The sequence below is a fragment of the Nonomuraea sp. GTA35 genome (assembly GCF_041950525.1).
Taxonomy (GTDB): domain Bacteria; phylum Actinomycetota; class Actinomycetes; order Streptosporangiales; family Streptosporangiaceae; genus Nonomuraea.
This window is the reverse complement of sequence record NZ_JBGNUV010000007.1, coordinates 47,513-72,741: the sequence shown is the minus strand read 5'-3', so window position 1 is coordinate 72,741 and position 25,229 is coordinate 47,513. Positions and strand designations below refer to the sequence as shown.

Below are 25,229 nucleotides of genomic sequence, written 5' to 3'. Positions count from 1 at the left end.
ACCGCGGTGACGCGGTGACCGAGATCTCGCTTCCACAGGGGTGAGTGATGGGCAAGCCGGATCGTGATGCGGGCATCGATCCACTCCACATCGATCCGCACACGGCCGAAAAGTTCAAGAGCGACGAGAGGGTTCACGAGCCCTCGACCATGCGATCGGTAGCCAGGGTCATGTTGCAGAAGCTGCAGTCCCTGGAGAAGGCGGGCATCGAGGGGCCCACGATGGCCGACGTCCAGATCGGCTCCTCGCAGTTCGGGGAGTGGACGGACGCCAAGATCTTCGGTGCGACCGCGGGTCAGGACAGCGCAGGACAAAAGCTTGCGCAGGTCCACGCCGAGTTCGTCAAGGCGTACAAGAACGTCATCGCGGCCATCGAAGCCAGTGCCGGCAACCACGCCGAGGCTGATGCGCGAAACGAGAGCACTTGATCATGGCTGACAGCGGGACGAAACGCGAGACGCTGACCATCTGGGGTGACCAGGTGCCGACCGGCCAGACGGAGAACCATCCGAAGGCTGAGATACGCCGGCTGCTGGGGACGTCCCAGCAGGAACTTATCAAGGGGGCGGGATCCGCCTACCTCAGCACGGCTGAGGCGGTCATCGACGCAGTCGTCGGAATCGAGGATCATGCCAGCAAGATCCTCACCATCTGGCAAGGCCCGGACGCCGACAAGGCCCGCGTCGCGCTCGAGCTCATGTACGCGACCGGTCGCGAACTCGGGCAGAAACTCGCGCAGATGGGGCGCAGCCTGGAGACCTATGCGGGTTACATCCCCGTGGCCATCGCCGAGGTCGACGGCATCATGGTGGACAAGAACGACGCGAAGGTCCAAGAGATCGTCAACCGCCATATGCGCCTCTACCGGGTCGATCTGGTCGGCATCGAGTCGATCGCCATCGCAGAGGTGGAGAACGGCAAGGCGCAGGAGGCGCTGAAGAGGCTCAACGAGAAGATCCGCGACCTGCACCTCGTCTCCGTCCCATTCGACATCACCTACGAACTGCCGGCTGTGACGATCCCGGCGGCGGCAGGTGCATCGATGACAGTCGAATACCGGAGTCGAAGCGGCACCGCAGGCCCCTCCTCCGGCACCGGTGATGTCGGCCAGGACGAGACCGGCAGCGCAAGCGTCGGCAGCTCGCCTGGGACGGGCAAGGGCGTCATCGTCGGCGAGCAGGACGATGACCGGCCGGGTCACGAAGGCAACACCACGCCGGTGACTCAAGCGGGAGGCGCACCCAGCCAGGACCGGCCCGTCAATGAGGATGATTCGGGTGAACACGGACCGTCCGTCGGTCAAGACCGTTCCAGCGGCCAGGAACGATCCGGCGATCAAGGACAGCCTGATGATCGAGGGCAGCCTGGTAGTCCGGGGCAGGCGACCAGCGAGCGCGCGGACACCGAGGCCGCGCCACCGGTGATCGGTGCCCAGGCCACGACCAGTCTCGACGACGCCGCACCTCAGACGGACCCGGCCCGGACGGAAGCCTCGGCCTACGAGCCCGTGACGCCCACGGCTCCGGCCACGATCGGCGGCACTCCCGGGCATGCGGTTCCCCCGACCGCGACTCCACTCCCGACGGTGGCACCCCCCGGTGTCCCATCAGTGATCGAGTCTCCGAACGCCTCGCCCGCATCCGGCGCGGGCCCCGTGACGGTTCGTGCAGGGAGCACGGTGGGCGCGTCCAGCATGCCGTTCCTGCCGATGATGGGAGGCGGCGCCGCGGCGGGAGACTCCGGCGGCGATCTGGATCGCAACACGTACCTGGCGGAGGACAGATCGGCCTGGAACAGCGGCCATGAGGTGACGGAGCCGGTCATCGGATGAGCGATCAACAGCCCAGTCAGCAGCCGGGGGCGGCCACCGGCCAGCAGCAGGCCGCGGGCACTGGCCAGCAGCAGGCGATGGCTGCAGGTCAGCAGGTTTTTCCGGTCTACAGCAACATGCCGGTAACCCCCCAGATCTCGCCCCCTTCCTCCGGTCTGTCATTCAAGGAGGGTGGACTCGAGGCGGTCAGTGGTCGGATCGACGGCTCGACCGGGCTCTTTGGCAGCTTGCAAGGCAAGGCCAGTGAGATGGGTGTCCCGTTCCCGAGCTTCGGCGTGATCGGCATGGGAGTCGCCACAGCCCATGACAAGGCGATCGAAGCCCAGTCCTCAGCCCTGGTACGAGGCCGAGAAGCGCTGGAAAGCTGGAAGAGCGCACTGAAGGATGCCGCCGCCAACTACAAGGCGGCCGAGGACCCCCCCACTGACGGTCCGGGCATCACCGGTCCGGGCATCACCGGTCCGGGCATCACCGGTCCGGGCATCACCGGTCCGGGCATCACCGGTCCGGGCATCACCGGTCCGGGCATCACCGGTCCGGGCATCGAAGGTCCAGGCGTTGAAGGTCCAGGCATTGAGGGTCCGGGTACTGGCGGCCCTGCGAGTGTGGACCAGCCCGGTGTGCCGAAGACGACCCTGCCGGAGACCCAGCTGCCCGACACGGATCCGATGGGGACCGATCTGCCGAAGACAGACATGCCGGGCACGGACCCACCTCATGTCGACCTACCGAAGACAGACATGCCCGGAAACAACCTGCCCGGCGTTGCCAACCCCAACATGAAGGTCCCCGACATCGATTCCGTTCTCAACCCGAATCGGAACACCACCGACCTTTCCTCGTTCAACCCCAGTACCCCACAACTCAACGGGGTGCCGAGCCCTGACTCGCCAGACGTGAGTACCCGAACGGGCGTCCCTCTCGGTTCGCCGACGGGCAACGGTGTGGTCTCGACCAGCGGTGTAAGAGCGCCTGGTCCCGCTCATCCTGGCGGCATGGGCAGCGGAATGCCGATGATGCCCATGATGCCCATGAGCGGTGCGGGAAACGGAGCCGACGAGCGCGACCGGGAGCAAGCCGCGTTGTTGTCGGAGGAAGAAGGCGTGTGGGACGACGACGAGGACATCGCCCCCGAAGTCATCGGCAAGGAGTGAGATATGGGCCACGCGGGCGCCGATCCCTTGAGTGCGCATCCAGCGGCAGCGGTCGGCTCAGCGGTTACAGGCGGCTACGACAAGGCCAAGGGAGCCGTCAGTTCTCTGTTCACCTACGAGAACGGCAAATGGCTTTACGGGGCCGCAGCGGCCACCGCAGGTAGCGCCGCGCTCATCATCAAAAGGCCATGGGCTAACTATGTGGTCTTGATGATCGGTGTCATGACCTCTAACCCGGGCGGGATGTCCTCGTCCGGTCACACCTGGCGCACTCTTGATGCCGGCGGATCGACGCACGAACTCCACCAACTTCAAGATGACCTTGCCATGTTGAAGGCTGAGCTCGAGAGGCAGGGCAAGTGGGAAGGTGCGGCCCGCGCGAAATTCGATGAGGCCTACGACACATTCATGGAATCTGTCAAATCGCTCGAATCCACACGAAATGCTACGGGTGAGGCGGTCGATCAGAGTGCGAGACTGTACTACATGGGGGCGAAAGCATTCATGGTCATTGCCGGAGGGATGCTGACGTTCGCGCTGGCCATGCTCGCCATCAACCGCTACTTCCCGCTCGCCTCCGTGGTCGACCATAAAGTCGGGACGACCACGGTCAACGCGGGAAGGCAGATACTGCTCAAACAAGGTGTCACAGTCGCCGCCCTCGGCTACCTCATGCACCTGGCCATCCAAAGGTCCGAGACCACCGGGAAGCTGTTCCCCCGGGTGTCGGCCATCCCGACCGAACTCAGCTCCTTGAAATCTGGCGGCCTGCCGGAATTCACCGGCGCGGGGCTCAAGTACGACCAGCAGGCCGGCTTCATTCCGCTAGCGGATGATGCGGCGCTGAACGGCGGCCTCGACCAGCTCTGAGACGGGCGCTCCGAACCGCGAGATGACGGCAGCGACTGGCCGAGCTTCTGGACGGCAGGCGCGTGTGTCCCCTCGATCATCGATCCACTGCAAGCTTGGAGGAAGTTGTGGCGCAGTTGGACAGTGACTGGCAGCTGGACCCGAACTGGCCGGGGCTCGTAGCCGAGCGAGACGCCGTGACGTACAGCGGTGACACGCTGCGGAAGATTGCCGCGGACCTGGAGGAAGCAATGTCGGAGCTGACAGGCTTCAGCCCGAACGGAACAAGGAGTACCAGCGCCGCGCCACACGGTTCGCTAATCGACCTCCAGATCCATACCGATCTTTCGATGTTCATCAAGGAGCTTGTGCAGGTGGAGAACTGGCCAGGCGGCAGGGCGTTCGCTGAGGCGCTCAAGGCGGGGCACATCGAGATCCTCGATGTTTACGCGCAGGTCAACGGCAAGCTTGAGGTCGCGCTGAAGCTGATCTTAGAAGGCGCGGGCACCTACACGGTCACGAACATGGTGAACGAGAGCTGACACGATGGCTGAGGAGCTGAGCAAGCCGCACATCATCCGCCCCTACGGGCCGGTCGCGTTCTCCGTGGACGACGACGGCAGAAGCGTCGCCGAGGTCAAGGACAGGTTCCTGCTGCGAATCGACCCAGCGAGTGTCAGCAAGGCCGGCGCCGCCTACGTGGACGCCGCCACAAAACTCGAGAAGTTCAACGAAGTGGTGCGGTCCGCCGCTGTAGAGATGGCGAAGGTGTGGGAGGGGCCGGCATCGGTCACTGCGCAGCAGGCGCTTCGCACCTTGCACGCCACCATTCGTGAGCTCGCGCAGAAGGCCCGGGCGTTCGGCACCCCGCTCATACCTCTGGGCGAGCGGTTGCTCGATCATCAGGAGTTCGTCCAGAGCAACTCGTCGGCATGGAGTAATAACTCCTACACTTACAACGACAGCATCCCCGGATGGTACAAGACCATGGACAAGGGGTGGGAGTACGGCTCTCAGGACGAACTGGCGGGTCAGCATCTTCGCCTGCTGAACAACGATCTCGCCAAAGCCTATGAGCAGTTCCCGACCTACGTCTACAAAGCGCTTCCCGATATCAAGGACCCGCAATACACGCCACCCAAGATCGAGCTGGATGATGATCCCCACGAGTACCACGTCGACCCAGCGGTCCTCCGTCCACCGGGTGGCGAACTGAAGGGCCCGGGAATCGACGTCGGCGGCGTGACTCCGACGATCGACGGCGGGCCTGCCGGCCCTCCCGATGGCGGCATCGATGCACCTGGCGCGTTCGACCCTGATGGCGCGTTCCCCGATCGCGGCTCCGAGGACGGCGGCGTGGACGGCGGCGTCGGCGCTGACGGCCGCTATCCTGACGGCACGTACCCCGTTGGTGCCCCCCTGAACAACGATGGAACGAACGGCAGCAAGTCGGTCTCTGCGGGCCCTAATGTCACCAATCCGAATTTAGTTGTTGAAAACCCCCGAATTCCGGATATGGCAGGCCAAGACCCTTCGGACTCGCGCACCAATTTGCAGGACTACCAACGCCCGGTGACCTGGGATCCGAATGCCATCACCTCATTGCCGAACGGCAGCTTGCCCAACTCTCACACGGGTGTCGGTACCGGGCCGGGGACGGGCATGGGCGGCAACCTCATGGCCGGCCCGGCCGGCCTTGGGCGCAACGCCAGGTCTGCCTCTGCCGCCGGCATGCCGTTCCTGCCGATGGCCGGAGCCGGAGCAGGAGCGGGCGCGAACGAGCCGAAGGACAAGGAGAACAGCACCTGGCTCCACGAGGATGACGACGTCTGGGGCGCCGACACGGATGGTACCGTCTCCGACAAGATCGGTTGATCGGAGAAGGGTGCCGCACCGCTGCGGCTGGGCGCGCCTTTGCGGCGCACCGCGGTTGCTCCGTGAGTGCGCCTGCATCAGAGATCTGCTGGGCAGGTCCGGCATCCGCGCTGCGGCGCGCGCAGGTGTGTACTCGGCTCATCCGTCTTCGTCGATGAACTGCTTCTCGTATGCCTCCAGCGCGGATTCCCGCGAATGATAAGAGGCGAAATCGATGGTACGGCCGCTTTCCCGTAGAACCAGCAGCGGGCCGACCCCCATCAGAACGTCTGCCGCGTCACCGGTGCGTAGATATGCGGGGGTGGTGAAGACGAACAGCCATCCGTACGGCTTCTCGATCGTTCCGGCGGTATTAATGACGATCGCCTTCTCGCCGTCGCCGGGCAGCAGTTCGCCGACGAACTCGCGGGCGATTCGTTCGGCTTCGTCTTTGTGGATCATTTCAGCCCTGCCCTGCTACGCCGTCCGATAGACAGTATATTCAGTGCATCCTATGACATGCATATTGGCCGTCTCCAGCTTTCTGGATTGACCGTCCAAATAGAATAGCCGGCCGTCTATGTTGACAATGTTGTAGGCGTGCCCGGCGCCGAAAGCCCGGCTGACCGACACCAATCCCCTCGATCCTGGGTTCCGGCGGATGAGCTCCTCCACCTCATGAAGCGTGGTGGCCGTGAGTGAACCCATCTGCTGGATGGCGCGACTGCTGTACACCCCTGCGGTTCGGATACTCAAGTTTCCTATCAGTCCAGCCACGGCGGGTCGGCCGCTCAGAATGTCGTCGACCGCAAGGGCCACTTCGGCGCAGTTGTCCTTGCGGTCGAGGGGGTTGATGTACGGCAGCAGGCTCCGAACCTCGTCGAGACGGAGCGCCCGCCCACCGGCCTCCTCGAGGATCCGGCTGATCCTACGGTAGGCGTCCTGCATCGACTCTTCTTCGGTCTCCGTCAACTGCCGATGCCATGGAAGCAAACCCAATCCGCGAGGACGCATCTCGGAGAGCAGCAGATGCTTGTTGCTCGCCTCGCCGGCCAGAGCACGAATGGATGGGTGCATGCCTGCCGCCGGCAGCGCGGGAGCGAGCCAGGCCCGGAGTTGCTGCGCGGCGGCGGACGAGGTGTCGGCCGGCGGGAACATCTGCAGGTCTCCGAGTGACGGGCGGGCATTGCTCACGTAGAGATTGCCCAGCGGAGTGGTCTCGAACGGGGCGCCGGCTGCCAGCACGATCCGGTTGGCGTACCGGGCGAGGTCCTGGGCGAAGGTTGTGGTTCCGTCGTGAGGGCCGGTGAGCAGGATCGCGGCGTCGGGCGGCAGTCTGGGGGAGTTCAGCAGCATCGCCGCGATCACCTCTGCCGGGACAGGACGGCCGCCGACCATCATTCCCTGCTCGGAGTAGCGGCCCTCGACCACGAAGGCGCCGCCTGCAGGACGTGGATCGAGGCGTGTGTCGTGGTCCAGGCCGCTGTCGACGTGTACTCCCGCCCGCGTGTCGCTGACCGCGTCGTGCAGAGCGGGCGCCAGGGCGTCCGCCAGGTCGGGGGTGAGCGCGATCGTCGGTGTTACCACGGGTTGCGTGCCGCGATGAGCCGTGTTCTGGGTGAGGAAGTAGTGCGTCTCGCCGTCGTCGGTGTGCAGCATCGCCGTCACGGTGAAGAGGGTGCCTGCTCTGAACGCGGCGTGATGTGACTTGCCCGACAGGTCGCCGACCGGCACGTAGCCGGAGGCCAGGATGGTCACTCTGACGCTGTGGGAAGTCTCGGCCAGCAGGGCGACGTCGTCGACGCCGTCGAGCAGGGTGTCTGCGGCGAACCCTTCACCGGGCCGGATGTCGTGGCGGATCAGCTTACGGGGTACCCGGATGGCGTACACATATCCTCCGGCGCTCGGCAGTTCCGCGAGCTCGGCATCGGCACGGGAGATCACATCCATCAGTTCCTGGGTGTCGTCGGCCCAGTGCAGTGCTCTTGCCTGTACCAGGCGGCTGTGCACCTGCGCCAGGTGGTCGTTCTGCAGCAGGCCACGCAGGACCGGGCCGGACGGCGGCCGCCACGCGGGGACGCGATACTCCGCGGTGGTGGCGAGGGTCTCGGAGAGCGCAAGTGGGATCAGCCGGGTGTCGTCGGTGCCGACGAACCTGCTCAGGGCGTTCAGCATCCGTTCGTAGTGGTCACGGAGGCCCAGCCGGTCGAAGACGCCGCGAAGCGCTTCGAACCGGGCGGTGAGGTCGGCGACGTCACGGGCTGCCAGCACCGGCGCGCCGGCTCGGAAGTCGTGGTCGAAGGCTTCGCCGAACTGGACCAGCAGGGGGTTGGCGTCGAGCAGCCGTCGCAGTGTCGCGTGGTCCAGCGGCCGGTCGTGGCTCAGCAGGGTGTACAGGGCTCGGGTGGCCAGGCGGGCCTGCGCCTCGGCGGCGGGCTCCGGAGCGGCCACGATCTCCTCGAAGAGGACGAACGGAGTGGACCGGTAGGAGCCTGGCGTGCCATCAGCGACCTCTCGGGCCTCTTCCAGCCTGGCTTCGTAATCGTCCGCTGCTTCGCGGCTGAGAAACTCGTGGCGCAGCGCCCGCCGGCCGTCGACGAAGACCACCTCGGTGGCGCGGCCGGACGTGCCGATCACCTGGGCGATGCCGGTGGCCAGGCTCGCCCGCAGGTCGTTGCTGCCGTAAGTGCGCCACACGCCTCCCGTTTCCTCGTCGATGTGGACCGCCGGCCCTTCGAGACCGAGCGCCTGCCTGACGAGTGCGCGGACGAGTACCTGTGCGGTCATGGCGAGGGGGATCTGGAGGGCCTGTGACCCGTCGGCGAAGGTGAGCACCCGGCCCAGTGCCGTGTCCCGCCTCTCCAGAACCCCGTGCCGGATGTTGTTGCGGAGACGGTGGGCAGCGTTGATGATCTCGCCCTGGGGAGCCGGCCAGATATCCAATGCGGATGGCGGGTGTTCGTCCATGACCCTGAGCCGGTCCAGGTGACCGAGGTGCAGGAGTTGACCCGGCGCGGCGGTTACCACGCTCTGCCCGCCGGCCGCGTTCGGGGCGAGCAGACCTCCGGCCAGGGATTCGTGCCGTGCCATGATCCGGTCGAACTCGGGCAGCAGGCCCAGCTCGGCGAACTCCGAGCGCAGGTCCTCCAGCATGGTCCTCAGCGTCTGGACGTCCAGCGGGGACAGTGGGTTGCTCATCCACGTGCGTTCGCCGGAGGCGTCTTCGCGCAAGAACAGCTCCAGGATGGGAGTGCCGCTCGGGAGCAGGTGGAAGGCCGGTTCTGTGACGAACGGCGTGGCGTCGGCCACGGCGACCAGGTATCCGGTCAAGACCGCCTCGCGGGTGCCCAGGAAGCCCGAAGAGTTGCTGGTGGGTGCCCAGTCGATCAAGATGTTCCGGTCACCGGATGCTCTGGCGTTCGTCATCAGCCCGAGGCGGCCGGCCAACTGGGCCATCAGCAGGTGCAAATCTCGTTCTCGGCGGGTCGAGTGTTCCAGGAGCAGGGCGGGGGAGCCGTCGCTCAGGGTCACCTGGGAGAGGTTCGCGCCGATAGGTTCGGGTTCGTCCTGGACCTCGATGGGCGCAGGTTCCGCTGTGTCCATCCCGTTGATGACGTCATCGATGGACGGTGACGGGCGGGTGCGTTCGGCGAGGTCGCGTTCGACTGCGGTGATCTCTTTGGCTAGCTTGTCGGCGAGTTCGGTGTTACCGGCTACCTGCGCGGCTTGGTGCTTGCGTTGCAGGAAGCGGAGTTCGTTGCGGCGGCCGGTGACGCATTCGTCGACGGCGGCATCTCCCCGCTGGTGCTGGTGCGTGTGTGCCTTCGCGAGCCGGTACTGGATGACGTCGCTGATCTCGTGGAGGACGAGTCGTGCGACCTGGTCTTCGTGGACCCGCGGGGCGAGGGTCATCACGTGCGGGTTGTCGGCGTCCCCGGTGACTCCTTCGACGGTGGTCCTGCCGAGATAGCCGCCTTCGACCGGGCCGACCTCAACGGTGAAGTGCAGCTCGCCCAGTGTCGTGTGCTGGACGACCAGCTTGGTGTCCGATACCCAGGTGATGCCGGTGACAGCGTCGCCGAAGTCTCCAGAGATCACCTCCGCTTCGAAGGATCTTCTGGCTTCGGCCTCGGTGAGCTCGCTTGAGGTGGTCCGGCCGTCGGCGACGAACTCGGAGTCGGGGATGGGCGCGCCATGAGTGAATCCGCTCTCGTCCCCGGCATTTCCTGATGGCTCGCCGGTGATGGTTTCTGCCGCGGCTTCGATCACACGTGCCCAGTTCCTGGCGGCTTCGATCCGATGCGTCAGCGACTCCGCCTCGGCCGTGTCGCCACTCTGCTGCGCATCGAGCAGTTCATCCTCCAGCTCCGCAACCTCGATGGCGATGCCTTCAAGTAGCCTCGCGGGCCCTGTCTCGCCGGTTCGGGGAGCCACGTATCCCGCGTACCAGGCGAGCTTCTCGATCGCCTGACGATCGGCAGGTGCGGAGGGATGGCGTCCCAGCAGTGGGTTGAGCTGCTCGCGCAACAGGCCACCGTCCGGCATGACGTCCCCCAGCAGCACGTCAGACAGAACCTTCACATTGCCGATCTCGTAGGTGCCCAAGCGTTCCTCGTGGGAGGCGTTGTAGAGCTCCTGTGTCATCAGGACGAACGTGTCTGTACGCTCCAGATGCTGCTGGGTCAGCTGCGGCACGTCCTGGTACAGCGCGGCCATGCGGTGCAGCCGCCTGACGTGATCCAGTAGCGGGCGGCTTCCGGGGGGGAAGTCCTCGAGCAGGCCGCGTACGGTGTCGGACAGATGCGCGTACGGAATGTGCTCCTGGTCGAAGCTCACTCCGGTGGACTTCAGCACGGCCTCTATCACGTGTGCCAGTTCCGCGGCTGCCTCTATCGCGCGTGTCAGGTCGCTCGCCGCCTCGGCGTCGCCCCGATCCAGCGCTTCGTGCAAGGCGCTGCCCAAGCGGCGAAGCTCCTTGATGGCGGCCGTGTAGAGAGTCGCAGCGGTTGCCTCCCGGCTCTGCGGCTCCACGGACGCGGCGAACGTGACGAGGTCCTGGATGAGGCGGTTCCCGACAGGCGTCGAGGCGGGGCGCCGGAGCAAGGAGTTGATCTCCTGATGCAGCAGGTGAAGATCCGGCACCTCGAACGGCCCGAGCAGGTCGAACAAGTTCTTCAGCTGGACGAGGTCGGAGAGGCCGAAGGAGTACTCCGGGCCCGCGTTGTAGAGCTGCTGCGCCGTCCTGACAAGGGTGTCGGTGTACTCGAGATGCTTTGCAAGCAGTGGTGACACGAGGGGGAAGAGCCCGGCCATGCGTTCGAGGAGTCTGAGGTGAGCCAGCAGTGGACGATCTCCTGGCGGGAACGCGTCGAGCAGGCTGCGCACGTCGCGGGGAAGGAAAGCACTGGGAAGATACTCAGGACGCGTCCACTCGGCGCCGTCCGCCGGGGCGGCCGGGCGGTGCAGCGGCACCTTCGGCTGGACGGCGCTTTCGGGGACGAGGCCGTAGATGTGCTCCACATGGCGATCACGCAGGCTGCTGATCCCGGCAACGGCACGGCCATCCCGGTCGAGTATTGGATCGTGCTCCGACCAGAAGAGGAGGGCCGACCCCAGCAGAGTGGCGTCGGCATGGACGCCGCTGGCGCCCAGCCGGTTCCGATCGTTGTCTGCCCACCTGCTCACGTATTCGTCGGACATGCCGAGCAGATGCATCACCTCGTGTGCGAAGACGATTGGCTCCTGCTGCGTATACCAGCTCAGGTAGTGGATCATGGGGCGCTCGGCATAGTTCCTGAGCTGTTCCAGTGGTGTGCTGATCGCCTCGTCATTGCCGTACCAGCGCTGTCTGTCGGCGAAGTCCACAGCGCGGTCACCGGTTCCCGGCCAGAGAAGGACGAGGTTGTCGGGCGGGGCCGAATCTGGGGCTGGGACGAACTCCACCCGCACGTGTAGCTGGGATCCGTCGGGCAGCTCGTGCTGATAGTTGTAGTAGAGGTCGATGCCGTTGAGCAGGCTGGCATGGGCAGTGGCGATCTCGTCAGGGCCGACACCGGGATCGGCGCGATAGAGCACCTGGAGCGTGAATTCGGTGACGGGGCGCATTGAGCCCTGCCAAGGCACAAGCAACCTGCGTACCTCGAGGTGGGCTGCCCCGCTCGGGGGAGTCACCGGTATGGGCGTGGCTGAGTCTCGCAGGTGCTCCCATTGGGGAGCCCATGGCACCTTGCGCGGATCGTAGCTGTTGGCGAGCTGTTCTCCTGGCCAGGTGGCCGGGTTCATGTTGAGCTGGGGCGTGCGCGTGGCGTGGTCGAGCTCCGCTGGGTGCGTCGCGTCGTCACCCTCGTTTGCGGGCTTTTCGGCCTCCCCTGGCAGCCCGAAATTGATCAGGTCGTCGATGCTGTCCTCTTGCGGCGAGGAGCCGATGCGTTTGGCGAGGTCGCGTTCTACTGCGGTGATCTCTTTGGCGAGCCTGTCGGCGAGTGTGGTGTTGCCTGCTTCCTGGGCGGCATGGTGTTTGCGTTGCAGGAAGCGGAGTTCGTTGCGGCGGGCGGTGACGCATGCGTCGAGGGTGGCTTGTCCTGGTGTGTGGGTGTGTGCTTTTTCGAGCTGGTGCTGGATGACGTCGCTGATCTCGTGGAGGACGAGTCGTGCGACCTGGTCTTCATGGACTCGGGGGGCGAGGGTCATCTCGTAGAAACGGCTGCCGTCTTGGGCGTTGTGTTTGATCCTGGTCTCGCCGAGATAGCCGCCTTTGACAGGGCCGACTTGCACGGTGAAGTGGAGTTCGCCCAGGGTCTGGTGCTGGACGATCAGTTGGGTGTCCGACAGCCAGGTGATGGCGGTGACGGCGCCGCCCAAGTCTTGTGGGATCAGTTCCGGTTCGCTGAGTCTTCTGGCTTCGGCTTCGGTGAGGTCTTCGGGGCTGGTGCGGCCGTCCGGGACGAAATGGGAATCCGGGTCCGGTGAGCCGTGGGTGACACCGCTCTCGTCCATGCCGCCTGGCGCCCCGTCGCCGGGCGTGGTGCTGACCGGCCAGCCCGGCGTTGCCGCGGGTAGTAGGATGGCGCGCCTGTTCAGCTCCCGCCGTAGCTGCTCGGCCAGGCTCGTCTCCGCGTCCGTGCTGGTCCGCTGGTGCAACGCGTGCAGGTCGATGTGGTGTTGCTCGGCCATCGTGATCAGGAGCGTCGGCAGGCCGGCGAAGCGTTGCCCGAAGTCACCGTCGTGCGTTTGCGGATGCAGCCGGCCGTCGGGCGTGGCGATGTAGGTCAGGGGCCGGCCGGATGGAAGGCGGATGGTGACCTGCACGTCCCTGCCGAGTTCGCGGGAGGCCAACTGCGCCTGTCTGAGCTGCCCGTACGGGGCGCCGGGCAGGTCGGCGTCGAGGTTGATCCTGTCCGGCTCGCTGGAGAGGGCCGTGGCCAGTTCGTGATGGTCAGCGGCGAGGAGGCCGGCCAGCGATCGAGGGCGTGCGAGAGTGCTGTGCGCTGGCTGCTCGTGAGGGGAGGCGGCCGCCGGCAAGCTTTCGGCCTGCTTCTCGACCGCCTGCATGACCCCATCGAAGAGGATCACGTCGGCGTTGCCCGTCGCGATGCGCTGCGCCGCGACGGTGCGCTCGGGTGTCTGGTCGGTGTCGGGATCCGACCAGACCTCGAAGCCGACGTGGTAGTCGACCCGGAACCGGACCGAGCTGCCGTCGGCCTTTTCGAAGACACTGGTCTCGTCGCGGTTGCCGCCGCTGACCGTCAAGCCGTCGGTGGTCTGGTCAAGGTAGCCGAACGCCATGCCGAACGGGGAGTTGAGCGGGAACCAGGAGTTGTCCTCGTTGCTCCCGACGGACGCGCTTACCGGGAGCCACCGGGGGCCGTCGGCGCTCGCCCTGGTCGTCCACTGCCGGCGGTCGACCTGGCCGATCTCCGTGTTCTCACGACCGACGGACATGACGACCGGTTCGGACAGCACAGCGCCCAGTCGGATGCGCACCACCTTTCCGTCGCCCTTCGGCACCTGGATCACCATGTGCCCGTCCTTGGCGGTCATCCGTTCGAAGAGGGCGTTGCGGAAGTTACCCGACAGCAGCCGGGCGAGTGCCTGGGAGTCCTCGGGGCCGAGCTCGACATCGAGCGTGTCCTTCAGCCGCTGTTCGACGGCCTTGGCCAGACCTGTCACGCGCGTGGTCTCGACCACGAAGTTCTCGGGTGCGGGGATGGGCCGGGGGTCGGGTACGGCGGGCACGGGGGCGGGGACCGTGCCCGGGCGCGAGACCATGCCGGCTGGAATGATCCGGTCGATGGTGCCGGCCACGTGCCGGATGACGCTCTGCGGCAAGCCGGAACGGGCTGCGGCCTCCTGGTCGGAGACAACCAATGGCAGGCCCGGCGCCACCCAGTAGTCCGTGCTCCTGCTTACCTCGATGGAGAGCCTGATGCCCTGGCGTACCTCCGCCTTGGCGCCGTCCATGGCCGCGACGCGCTGTACCCGGGTGTGCTGCATATTGCTCGCGCCCGCGTGAGTCCCGCCACGGTCGGTTGTCGCGGCGGCCGACTCAGCGGTTTCCGTCGCCTTGAAGTCCGGGGTGACGGTCGTGCTCGCCGACTCGGAGGCGTTCTCTTCGAGCATCGTGTACATCTGGAAGATCTGGCCGTAGTCGTGGACGTCGCCCCGATACGCCACATCGTCGGTGAGCTCGGCCCGTACGGTGATCTGAAGTGTCTCCTCGCTCCCGGGGACCCTGACCGTGTAAGCACTGCCGGGCCAGTCGGGGTCGAGCATATTGTCGATCTTCCCGAGCCACGTCTGCCGGGAGAAGTCGGTGGTCAGCGCACGCAGCAGCTCGGGGTCGAGGTCGAGCACGCCCGGCGCCACATCGTCGACCGCCGCCATGACCTCCTCCAGCAGATCCACCTCAGCGCCAGGGTCGTCGGCCGGGTGGAGGTCGACCTGCTTGACCGTGCTCATGCCGATGGAGTCGCTGTAGGTGGGCGCCAGCTGGGCCGGGACATCTCCGTTCTCCAGCCGCTGGGCGTCGGCTCGCAGGCCGTCCCACACCCGCTGGTAGAAGTCGGGACTGCTCAGCATCCGGTCGCGCGTCTCGGCTACCTCCTCTCCCGGCTGCCCTGGAGGAACGTCCGGGTGCATCAGTTCGGTCAGCCTGGCGTCGGGGAACAGCTCGAGGAGCCGAGCGAGGGCCCGGTGCGTGTCGTGCCCCGAGGTGAGCGGGACACCGGGCACCGTGGGCCAGCCCCCGTTCTCCGCTCTCGCCTGGGCCAGATCGTGGAGGTAACGGTCCATGAACCTGATCGCCACCCGGCGGCCGAGCTGGAGGTTGCCGTTCATCAGCCGTTCGGCGGCGTCGGCCACCTGGTGCAGGGGCAGTTTCACTTCACTGCTCGCGTACAGGTCGAGCGCATCCCGTTCGGCGAGCAAGTAGACGACGGTGCCGTCGTCCTCCACGCTCGTCCTGGCGCCGGCACCGGATCCCACGGTCAGGTTCGGTGTGACGCCCATCGCGAAGGCGTACTGCTTGCCCGTGTCGATGGCCAGCCGCTCGGGCCCGGCGATGACCTTCTGTTCCCGCGTGGTCGTCGTCGACCCGGAGCCCGCCAGGCCCTCTTCGGAGCCCGGCTCTCCCGGCACCGGCAGCGGCACTCCGGTGCCGGCCCCCAACCCCACGGACCTGGATCCCTGAGCCGAGCTGCCGTGAGCACCGAGCGTGAGGTTGATGTCGCCCACCACCAGATTGACGGCCGACAGGAAGTGGGACTCACCCGGCGTCAGGGTGAGGGAGACCGGCTGGTGCCGGGCTGCTCGGAGTGCAGCCGTGGTGTGGATTGCGGCGCGGTGCCCGGAGGAGAACACCTCGGGATGGCTGATGAGGCTGCGTACGTTGAAGAACGCTGACAGGTGCTGGAACTGTGGAGACTCGCGGCCGGGCGGATTGGCGAGCAGATTCGCGGCGGCGGCCGCGATGTCGCCGACGTCGAGGTGGGCGACGGTGGCCAGCCGCATGGCCCGTTCCGAGGTGGGGTGGCGCGGGCTCTCCGGCCGGGGCTGGCCGTCCGCCGCCGGCGCGAGGGGCAGCAGGTCGGCGGGGAGCAGGACCCGCGCGTCACCCAGTTCCTCCTCCACCACCGGCTTCTCGACGTTGGAGCCGGTCAGCAGATCGACCCGGATGGTGTGCGGTACGCGGAAGACAGCGGTCAGCCCACTGCCCTCCACGAGCTTCACCTGGTTGACGGTGCTGCTCGTAGTGTGCGCGTGCTGGTGGCCCCTGCCGTAGCCGCCCTTGGCGTTCAAGGCCGTGACCCCGGAGAGATCCGAGCTTTCGGGGCTGAACGTTCCAGGCGCCTTCCACGACTTACCGCGATTCACGGTTGATGAGTAGGTGTCAGAGCCGATATCCAGGTTCACCACCGGTTCGGCATCGGTCACGCCTTCGTAGGCCACCTGGTCGAAGTGCTGCTCGAGTTTGATCCGCAGGGTGTAGTGCTGGGCCCCGCGGCCAACCTGGTGCTGGACCAGGTTGATGAACAGGCCCTCCTGGGCTGCCTGGTCGTAGCCGGTCTCCAGGCGTTCCGCGGAGAACTGCTCGGCGACCAATTGCTCGTTGGCGATCTGGCTGGCTCTGACCAGCGGGAACTTGGAGTAGGAGGGCACTCCGTTCTTGAGCTCGGGCAGTACCCCCTGGGCGCGGAGGAATGCCTCCACCTGGGCTCGGACGGAGGCCATGCCGGTGACCTGCTGAACCAGTGCCGGGCCCGCGCCCCGGGTCTGTCCCGGATCGCTGCCGAGCCAGACAGGCAACGCGCCGACCCTGCCGGGCGGGTTCCGGCGGACGGGATCGCCCCTGAGCAGAAGCGTTCCGTCCGGGTTGAGCCCGACCTCCGCGGCGGCGTCGACCGGCAGGCCGTAGCGGTAGGCGTCCGGTTCGGGAATGCGGAACAGGCCGGTGCCCGGTTCGGAGGTGAGGGTCACCGTCTTCGACCCCTTGCCCAGCACCTGAATCGTCACCGTGTGCTCCACGGTGAGCTCGTAGCCCTGGGTGTGACCGGCCCATCGCTGCACGCTCGGGTGAATGGCCACCCCGTTCACGCTGGTGGACACGGTGGCCGACCGCCCGGACTCGACTCCCGTGGTGGCCTTCGGCGCCAGGTCCGCGCCGATCTCGGTCCGGGGTCCGCCGCGGGGGTTCAGATTGACGCCTGCCTCCACTCCGGCGTTCTTGTTGTGGCTGCCGGACTGGCTCTGGCCCGGGTTGGAGGCCCCGTTGCGCAGTCGCTCCTGGTGGTGCTTGTTGCTGGGGACACCAACGGGCTCACCTCCGGCCAGCACCCTGGTGCGCACCGTCATCACGGCTCGGACCCGGCCGTTCACGGTGATGGCCCGGCGCAGGCCCGAAGGATCGTTGACGGCCTCACCGAGGTGACTCGGCAGATCCTCGGTGAGAGCGGTGATGATCTGGCCGCGTGCGACAGGGCTGAGCCCGACGTCCTCAAGCTGCTCCGTCACCTGGTCCGCCAGTCTCGCCAGGCCGGTCAGACCAGTGACGACGTGCCCGGGGAAGGGACGGCGCTGCCGTTCCGCCTCAGGAAGCTGGATGAGGCTCTCCGGCGGGCCGGTCAGGTAGGCGTGCGAGATCCACAGGCCCTGGCGCGCGTTCTCGGCCGGGGGCAGCACACGCGTCACCGGATCGCCGGACGTCGTGCGCAGTTCCACCTCCCAGCCCGCCCGGGCGCTGAACATGGTGGCGGTGCCGCGGTTGTCCTCAACGTTGCCCCTCAGCCAGTTGTCCAGCGCCGAAGTAGAGGCGGAGCGGCTGTCGGACCAGGCGGCCTTGAGGTTCAGCACGGCGAACCGCAGCAGTGCCTCGGGGACCGGGATCCCTGAGGCGTGCAGCATCCACCCGAGAACGGGCATTATGTTCTTGTCGAACGAAAAGCTGCGTGAGAACTTGGCGGTCGTGGACGTCTGGCCGCCACCCTGCGGTAGTTGACCGATCATGGTTTCGGAGTGCGTGCTGTTCGGGCGTGCGACTTCTCGGAGATCATCCAGCTTCAGCCGGATACGCAGCCCCGCGCCTGTGGCCGTATTCAGGCGCAGGACCATGCCGTCCGGCGAGACCGCGGTGCGGAACGCCTGGCGGATGGCGTACCGCAACTGCTGTTCGGTGAAGCGTTCGGCCACACCCTGCTGCTGGAGCATGCCGTTGACCATCGCGGTCAACGCTTCGAGGTTGGCGATCGGGCCCGCCACATGGGCCCCTGTCAGCGCCTTCATGGACGGCAGCGTCGCCCGGTCCGCCGCGGCGAACGCCTCCGCCCGGGTTCCCAGCTCGTTCAAGGCGTTCTCGATCTGCGAGGTCATCGGGCTGTCCGGCGTGTTCACCTCGTCCAGAGCGTCCAGCGCCTGTTCGGCGGCTTGTAAGGCGTGCTCGGCGGCCGCGGCGGCGGCTTGGTACAGCTCGGCCAGGTGAGTGTGGCCGGCCGCGATCGACGCCTTCAGTTCGGCCTCGGCCTCCGCCTTGCGGACCCGTTCCGCCGCGCTGTCGTCCTGCACCATGGCGTGCTCGATCGCCCGGTTCCACGCGTCGAGCGCGTCAGCCCGCGCCTCCATGGCATCATGCCGGTGCTGGAGACCGAGGTCGGCCCTGTGCCGCCAAGCGGCCCGCAGGTCCTCCGCCCAGTCGTCGATCTCCTGTCTGAGTAGCGACAGTGCGGTGTCGGACGGTGGTGTGGGGGAGGGAAGTGAATTCGGCGGCGTCGCCGGCGGAAGCCGGGCGATCTCCTCCTGGTACGCGAGCAGGGCCGTGGTGGCCGCGTCCACATGGAAGTTCAGCTGGACAGGATCGACCTGTGCTCCGTCGACCGCCTGCTCCAGCAGGTCGGCGAGCCGCTGGTGTGCGTCGCGGGCGGCGACCGCCAGCCGTTCGGCCGTCTCCTGCTGTGCGCCGATGCGACCGAGATCCGCCGCGAGGGTCCGCCACATCTCGGACCTGTCCAGGTCGCCGTCGGCCATGGCCTCCGCTGCCAGTGCGTACGCCTGGCCCGCCGACTCGTTGTAGGCGCGCACCGCACGACGTTGCGCATCGACAACAGCATCGAACTGCTCGATGGTCGAGCGTAGCGTCGCAACCGCCCCTTGACGTGCGGAAACGTGCCCGAGGAGTGAGGCGTGCAGCTCGTTGATGTCCCGGGCGCCATGGGCGCTCACCATCTGCTTCTGTGCTGTGGCCTGCCGGAAGTGCTGCTCGTAGGTGCCGCCCAGCCGGAGTAACTGCGAGACGAGCACGTTGGGCGGGGCGGGCCCTGCCTGGGTCATCCGATCGAGCAGCAGCTCGTAGACCTCGGCGGCGCGGATGGCCGAGGCCGCCGTCGCGTGCCGGTCCGCGATTGTGCCTGGGGAGGTCTGCGCCGCGCTGGTGAGGTCGGCGGCGGCGCGTAGCGCGGCGATGTGCTGGCGGAGCAGACCCGGTCCGGGCGGCGAGTCCGGCAGCCGGGGGAGTGCCCCCATCAGGCTCGCTTGTTCCTCGTACCGCAGGTGGAGCTGGTGCGCCGTGTGCAGTGCCCGGGCGAACGCGGTGACCGGCGTGGCGGAGCCGGCCGCCGTGTGGAGGAGCTGCTGGGCGGCTTCGTAGGCGGCTCTGGCCTGGGAGACCGCGAGCAGCAACGGCGCCGTGCCGGTACCGGCCGTCGACATGGCTCGCAGTTGGAGGTCCATCTCGATCCGCAGGAGCCGGTCGATTTGCCCAGCCAGAGCCTGGCCGAGATCCTGCACGGCAGAGCCGATCGCCTGCTCGTGCCCGCGCAACCGGGTGAGTAGGTCGGCCACTGACGGCGGGACAGGCGACGGGCTCGCGGGAGGGGCGTCGGCCTGGGCGTACGGCAGACCATGCTTGTCCAGGATCCTGCGTACCGCCTCGCGCTCCGACTTGAGGACGTCCCGTTCGGCAGCGCTCACCTCGGTCATCCTGCGGGTCAGGAACGCCTCCTCGCGCCGGCGGGCCGCCAGGCACTCGTCCTGGGTGCCTGGCAGGATGCTCAGCCTGCGGAGCAGGCTCTGCTGAGGATGGTTCCTGGCGTGGAGCGTGTCGGCGATCTCGTGCAGAACCAGTCTGGCAACCTGGTCGGGGGTCACGCGGGGAGCCAGTCGTACCTCGTTGAGGCCGCCGTCACGCAGCACGGTGCGGCCGAGCCGCCCCCGGCGGACCGGGCCCACCTCGAAGACGAACGTCTGGTCAGGCAGGCCGTCGAGCTCGACCACCAGCGTGCCCGCCCCGGTCCAGCGCAGGCCGGTGACCGTGTCACCGAGGTCGGAGGCGAGCACCTCGACCTCGAACGCCGCTCTGGCCTCTGCCACGGTGAGCGGGGGCACGTCGCGGGCCCGGCCGTTGGCGACGAACCTGGAGTTCCTGATGGGGCGGCCGGCCACGAGGGCATGGACGCCCCTGCTGCTCTGGCGGGCCGTTCGGATGAGTCGCGTGACCAGGCCGGGCGCGGGGTCGCCGCCCAGCCGCTCCTGGCCGGGCGCGGGTGAGGCGGTGGACTGCGGCTCCGCTGGTGCGGTCGTGCCGGTGGTGGTGGTGACCGCCTCGGACGGGACGAGGATGTCGGGAGTGCTCGCGTTCTGATGAGCCTCTTCCCGGTTGACCGGCGCCCCGGTCGGTTGCGGGACGTCGGCGCTTTTCGGCGCTCCGGCCGGCTCCGGAGAAGTCGTTGGCTCTGCGGTGGCGGGCGGTTCGGGAGGAGTGGCTGGCTCTGAGGCGTTGGCCGGGTCGGCGGTCCTGGTCGGCTGTGGGGCGTTCGGCGCCTCTTGCGTGCCGGCAGGCTCCCGGGCGGTGGTCTGTACGGGCGTGTCGGCCGTCTGTTGGGCGGCGGGGCTGGTGTTCGCGGAGTCGCCAGGAGCCCGATCCGCGGTGGTAGCGGACTGCTGGTCGGTGGGCGGGGCTTCCTGCCGGGAAGGCCGGGACGCCTGCCCCGCCTGGTCCGCGGTGTCCTGGTCCTCGGCCTGGTTCTGGGTGTCCGGCTTTCCCTCCTGCTGCGGAGCCGGTCGGCTGGTCTGGTTCGGGTTGGGTGTGGTGAGGTCCGGCGCCGGCGCGGCCTGCGTCCTCTTCTCAGGCTGTGACCCCACGGGATCGGCGATCGCGGCGGTGTTGTCCCGCCTGGCCGTCCCGGCCGACGGACCGCTGAGGTCGAAGGCCGGACGCTGTGGAGACACGTTGGCTGCAGCGGTACCCTCGACCAGCTCGGGTCGAGGGCCGGCCGGTACAGGGGAGCCGCCGTCGGCAAGGCCTGCTCCGGGCGTCCCCGCAGTGCCAGGACCACCCTGTTGTGCCGCCAACGCGTCGTCGAGCACGCCGCTCAGCGAGGTCATGGGGTTGACGATCGCGCCCGCGACGCTGGGGTTGAACGGGCTGATGGTGTTCGTACGGCCGGCGCCGCCGAGGAAGCCGCCGTACATGCCTTCCTCGCCCGGCAGAGAGAACTGGTCGTAGACGACGTAGTTGGCGACGACGCTGCCGACGGGTGAGGCGATCATGTTGTTCAGGCCGGTGTTCAGCGCGCGTCCGGGAAAGCGTAGGAACGCGTTGCGGACGCCACGGTTGTCGCCCGCGATCCTGTTCAGCCTGGAGATGCCGGGCAGGTTGTTGGTGTACCGCGACATCGGCCCGCCGAGTTTGGTGCCGGCGACCGCGCCGGCGCCCGCGCCGATCGCCGCCGCCTTGATCTTCTTCCAGTCCCAGTTGTCGCGGGTGCCCATCTTGATCTGCTGGTACTGGGCGAAGGCGTCGATGAAGACCTCTTCCGAGATCTCCTCGAACAGCTCAGCGGCCAGCGCCGCGTTGAAGAACTTGTTGCCCGCGCCTGCGCCGGTTCCAGCGAGCTTGGTGATCTGGCCGCTCTTGGCCACCGTGCCCGACCTCGACGCCGCCAGCGCCAGGCGCTGCATGATCAGGGCGATCCTGCTTGCCCCGGCCGCTCCCACGCTGCGCAGCAGCAGGCTGGCGAGCGGGACGAAGCCGGCGGCGATCAGCGCGATGAAAGCGGCGATCACCGCGACCCAGAACGCGACGTTGACCGAAAGCTTGGAGTACTGCGTCTCCCGGGCGAAGTTGTCGACCATCTTCGCGTAGGAGAAGGACTCCTGGGCCTTGGCGACCACGCCGACCTTGTCGTCGGACAGCGTGGCGAGTCGCTTGAAGATGGCCGGCTTGGCGGGTGACTGGAGGCTGCCGTTCAGGGTCTGCACCGTGGCGGCGGTCGGGTCGAGAGTCCCGATGAGGAGATTCATCAGCTTGACGTACTCGACGCGCAACTCCCAGAGCTTGCTTTCGCTGCCCTTCGGCCAGCTCTGGCCCGCTGTGAGGAGCGGGATCAGGTGGTGGACCACCCATCCGGGCAACGCCTCGGTCTGCCAGACGGGTTCGACGTCCTCGGTGGCGATCCCGCCGTCGAAGGCGTGGGCGCTTCCTGCGGGTTTGCGCGCGTCGTTGACGTCTGTTCTGCCCGCCATCACGGGCGGCGACGCGGGTTCGTGGTACCGGGCTCGATCACCTGCTCGGTGGTGAGGGCGCCGGACACGGTCGCCCGGATGGATTGCGCCCAAGCCTGGAGCCTTGCCACGTCACCGTCCTCCAACGAACCATCGCCACCTGGCGGGTGAATATAGCCACGACGTCACCTGGCCAGAAGGGACACGAAGACGTGCTGCGCCGGGTGCCAACATTTACCGCTGTTTCAGCGCTGAGTGCCATTAATGTCCGCCGGCGCGGAGGTCAGGTGGAGGGCGTGGACGGCCCCGTTCTCGGTGAGCGCTTGCCGACGGTGGTCGCGTGGGCTCATGGCGTAGGCCGTGCGGAAGGCCCGGCTGAATTCGGCGGTGGTCCTGAAGCCCCGGCGAACGGCGATCTCGCCGATGGGCAGGTCGCTCAGCCTCGGGTCGGCGAGGTCGGCGTGGCAGCGTTCGAGCCGGCGCCGCCGGATGGTGGCGCTCACGGTGTGCGGCTGCTGTTCGAACAGCACATGCAGGGAGCGAACGGAGATGTGGTGGTGCGCGGCGATGGCTGCCGGGCCCAGCTCGGGGTCACCGAGGTGTTGGTCGATGAAGGCGTCGATCTGTGCGGCCAGGAGGCGGCGATGGCTCTCGGCCGGTAGGTGGCTCTTTGTAGCGAGATGGGTGGCGAGGAATGCCGAGACCAGGTCGATTCCGATCGCGCCCAGCCGGGGCAGCTCTGCCGCATGGCATCCGGTGGCATGCTCGCGCAGACCGGTGAGGAAGCGGGCCAGCATGGCTCCCGTGCCGGTCCGGGCGGGGAGCCTGCGCGCCAGCAGCTCTTCGACCTTGCCCCGGGGAAGGGGCAGTGCCTGCCGGGGCAGGTACATGAGTGTCAGCCGGGACAGCTTGCCGACATCGGCGAAGTCGGTGACGAAGGGCTGGGAGGTGTCGATCAGCGCGATGTCGCCGAAATCCAGCACAGAGTCGTTACGCCGCTGCTCCAGCCGGAGCGGGCCGTCGTGGATCAGCACGAGCTGGTAGCCGTCGGGATCGTGGCGCCTGATGTGGGCCGGTGTGCGGCGGCCCTTGAGTGGTGACATCGTGAACTCGGCCACCCGCACCGCCGTCAGATCCATCGAGTACGCCCGTCCGTGAAAATCGTGGGCGTGGCCGGTGGACAGCGACGTGGGGACGATCTCGTGCGCGGACATGTGCGCCCACCACGCGAGACGATCCTTCTTCGCCACCAGGTCGGTGGACACGGAGGCCACAGGTCCGCGTCCCGCCGTCCGGTGGATCCAGGAGATCCCGTACGGGTGATCGCACACCACCTCGACCTCCTCGGACGTGGCCGCGCGACCGGCGGCGCCAGAGCCGCCGACCGGCTTCGGCCGAGGGGTCGGCCGTCCATCCCGTACATCGTCAAGAACCTGTTCTGACAAGGTAGGGGCCTTTCGTTCCTCTGCCTCTGCAAGGGTGGGCAGGCCGTCATCACCGGTGTGCCGTCCGGTGATCGGCCGAGTGGTTGTCAGGCTGGCAGGCGCGGCCGTTGTCCGTAACAGTTCGGTATGAAATCGCTGGTGAAGTGCGGACAATGCGTTGTCCGCGGACAACCGTTCTGCTGCACTGTTCAGCGGTTTCAGAGCGACAAGAGAGGCGACTGTGGTGGCCGGCAGAGTGGGGAGGCCTCAGGGCCGTGCGAGGGGCGGGACCGAGCAGGCGAATGCGCTGGCGGAGTTCCTGCTGGCGCTCACCAGCGGCATGACCGTCCGTGAGCTCGCCGGCCGCTACCCCGTGGGCAAGACGCAGTGGGGTCAGTACCGCTCCGGCCAGAAGATCATCCCGCTCGAGCTGCTCACCCGGCTGGTGGAGGACCACACAGCGGACGAACGTACACGCCAGGCACGGCTGGAGTCCGCCGCACGGCTGCACGCGGCCGCGCTCGGCGCACCTGCGCCGACGGCGACCCCCGCGGCGGCGACCTCACCGGCGCCGGAGAAGCTGAAGGTTTCTGAATCCTCCCGCGCCGCGCGGGCCGCGACGGACGCGCAAGCAGGCGAAGCGTCTCCAGCGGGACGCCAGCGTCCCCGGCCGCTACTGCTCGCCGGTGGTGGAGCCGTCCTCGTCGTCCTCGCGCTGCTCGTACTGCTTGCGGGGCGGGGTCCGGCAGGCGCGCCCCCCTCTCCTGGCACCGCCGCGGCCCCTGCGGGGACCGTGTTCACCGTCGGCCCGGGAGGACGAGGCGTCTTCCGATGGGACGGCAAGGACGCAACCGGGTGGACCAAGGTGGGCGAGGGCGCCACCCGCCTCTGGTCCGGCCCCGCCGGCCTGTTCGCCGCGGGCACGGACAACCGGCTCCGCAGGTACGAGGGCCGTCCCGGCCTCTGGACGGACATCGGCGAGGCAGGACGCGAGGTCGCGGTCAGCGGTTCCGGCGTCTACCGTCTGGACACGGACCGCAGAGCCGTGCGGGTGTGGGACGGGCACGGTACGTCCTGGACACAGATCGGCGGCCCTGCCGCCCGTTTGTACGGAGGTGAGCCCGGCCTGTTCGCGACCGATCCGAACGACGGCCGGATCTTCCGCTACCTGGGCCAGCCCGGCCATTGGGAATTCGTCGGCACGGCCGGATCCTCGTTCGCGCTCACCAGTACCGACCTGTACGGCCTCAACCCCGAACGCACGGTTGTCAACCAGTGGCTGCCCGGCCAGAAACCGGCACCGGTGCTGCCCTGGGTCTACGCGGCGGGCCCGGCCGGCGAGCTGTACGGCGGCGCCGCGGGGCTCTACTCCACCGACCCGTCGGGCGACAGGCTACGGATTCTCTCGAGAGAGTCGGGGGGTGAGGCCACCGTTCAGGGCTGGCGGGACATCGGTGCGGCGGGTGCGGAAGTGGGAGTCGGCCGGCGGGAGGTGTACGTCCTCACCACCGACCGCTCGGAGATCGTCCAGTGGTCCCGTGACACGGCTACCTGGCGGCGGATCGGCGGTCCCGCCCTGACCTTGACGGCAGCCGCACCTCCTGAGGGCTGAGACCGGCTCAGCTCGCC

The 25,229-nt window shown here is 67.6% G+C and carries 10 protein-coding genes; 7 read left to right on the top strand and 3 right to left on the bottom strand.

What is annotated here, in order from left to right; genetic code table 11:
- Positions 1 to 47: 47 nt before the first annotated feature.
- The 6 genes from ACBJ32_RS29730 to ACBJ32_RS29705 all read left to right on the top strand — a co-directional run bounded on the left by ACBJ32_RS29730 (position 48) and on the right by ACBJ32_RS29705 (position 5,709).
- Positions 48 to 428, top strand: coding sequence for a hypothetical protein (locus tag ACBJ32_RS29730; RefSeq protein ID WP_375129488.1), 381 nt, complete (start codon positions 48 to 50; stop codon positions 426 to 428).
- Positions 425 to 1,831 (top strand): hypothetical protein, encoded by a 1,407-nt coding sequence (locus ACBJ32_RS29725; RefSeq protein WP_375129487.1) that lies wholly within the window; start codon positions 425 to 427, stop codon positions 1,829 to 1,831. The genes ACBJ32_RS29730 and ACBJ32_RS29725 overlap by 4 nt, the downstream gene beginning before the upstream one ends.
- The gene (locus ACBJ32_RS29720) at positions 1,828 to 2,985 is read left to right on the top strand and encodes a hypothetical protein (RefSeq protein WP_375129486.1); all 1,158 of its coding nucleotides are present in this window, start codon (positions 1,828 to 1,830) and stop codon (positions 2,983 to 2,985) included. The genes ACBJ32_RS29725 and ACBJ32_RS29720 overlap by 4 nt, the downstream gene beginning before the upstream one ends.
- 3 nt (positions 2,986 to 2,988) lie before the next feature.
- The gene (locus ACBJ32_RS29715; protein ID WP_375129485.1) at positions 2,989 to 3,855 is read left to right on the top strand and encodes a WXG100 family type VII secretion target; all 867 of its coding nucleotides are present in this window, start codon (positions 2,989 to 2,991) and stop codon (positions 3,853 to 3,855) included.
- 107 nt (positions 3,856 to 3,962) lie between these two features.
- Positions 3,963 to 4,376: a hypothetical protein gene (locus ACBJ32_RS29710; protein WP_375129484.1), complete on the top strand. Its 414-nt coding sequence runs from the start codon at positions 3,963 to 3,965 to the stop codon at positions 4,374 to 4,376.
- Positions 4,377 to 4,380: 4 nt separating this feature from the next.
- Entirely contained in the window at positions 4,381 to 5,709 is a 1,329-nt protein-coding gene (locus ACBJ32_RS29705; protein ID WP_375129483.1) for a WXG100 family type VII secretion target, read from the top strand.
- 138 nt (positions 5,710 to 5,847) lie between these two features.
- Here the strand turns inward: ACBJ32_RS29705 and ACBJ32_RS29700 are convergent, their stop codons facing one another.
- The 3 genes from ACBJ32_RS29700 to ACBJ32_RS29690 form a co-directional block, all read right to left on the bottom strand.
- Positions 5,848 to 6,150, bottom strand: coding sequence for a YrhB domain-containing protein (locus ACBJ32_RS29700; protein WP_375129482.1), 303 nt, complete (start codon positions 6,148 to 6,150; stop codon positions 5,848 to 5,850).
- Positions 6,151 to 6,165: 15 nt separating this feature from the next.
- Positions 6,166 to 22,197, bottom strand: coding sequence for a toxin glutamine deamidase domain-containing protein (locus ACBJ32_RS29695; RefSeq protein ID WP_375129481.1), 16,032 nt, complete (start codon positions 22,195 to 22,197; stop codon positions 6,166 to 6,168).
- Between the two features lie 224 nt (positions 22,198 to 22,421).
- Positions 22,422 to 23,792 (bottom strand): helix-turn-helix domain-containing protein, encoded by a 1,371-nt coding sequence (locus tag ACBJ32_RS29690; protein ID WP_375129480.1) that lies wholly within the window; start codon positions 23,790 to 23,792, stop codon positions 22,422 to 22,424.
- Positions 23,793 to 23,856: 64 nt separating this feature from the next.
- Here ACBJ32_RS29690 and ACBJ32_RS29685 point away from each other — a divergent pair, with 64 nt between their 5' ends.
- The gene (locus ACBJ32_RS29685; protein WP_375129479.1) at positions 23,857 to 25,212 is read left to right on the top strand and encodes a hypothetical protein; all 1,356 of its coding nucleotides are present in this window, start codon (positions 23,857 to 23,859) and stop codon (positions 25,210 to 25,212) included.
- Positions 25,213 to 25,229 lie beyond the last annotated feature (17 nt).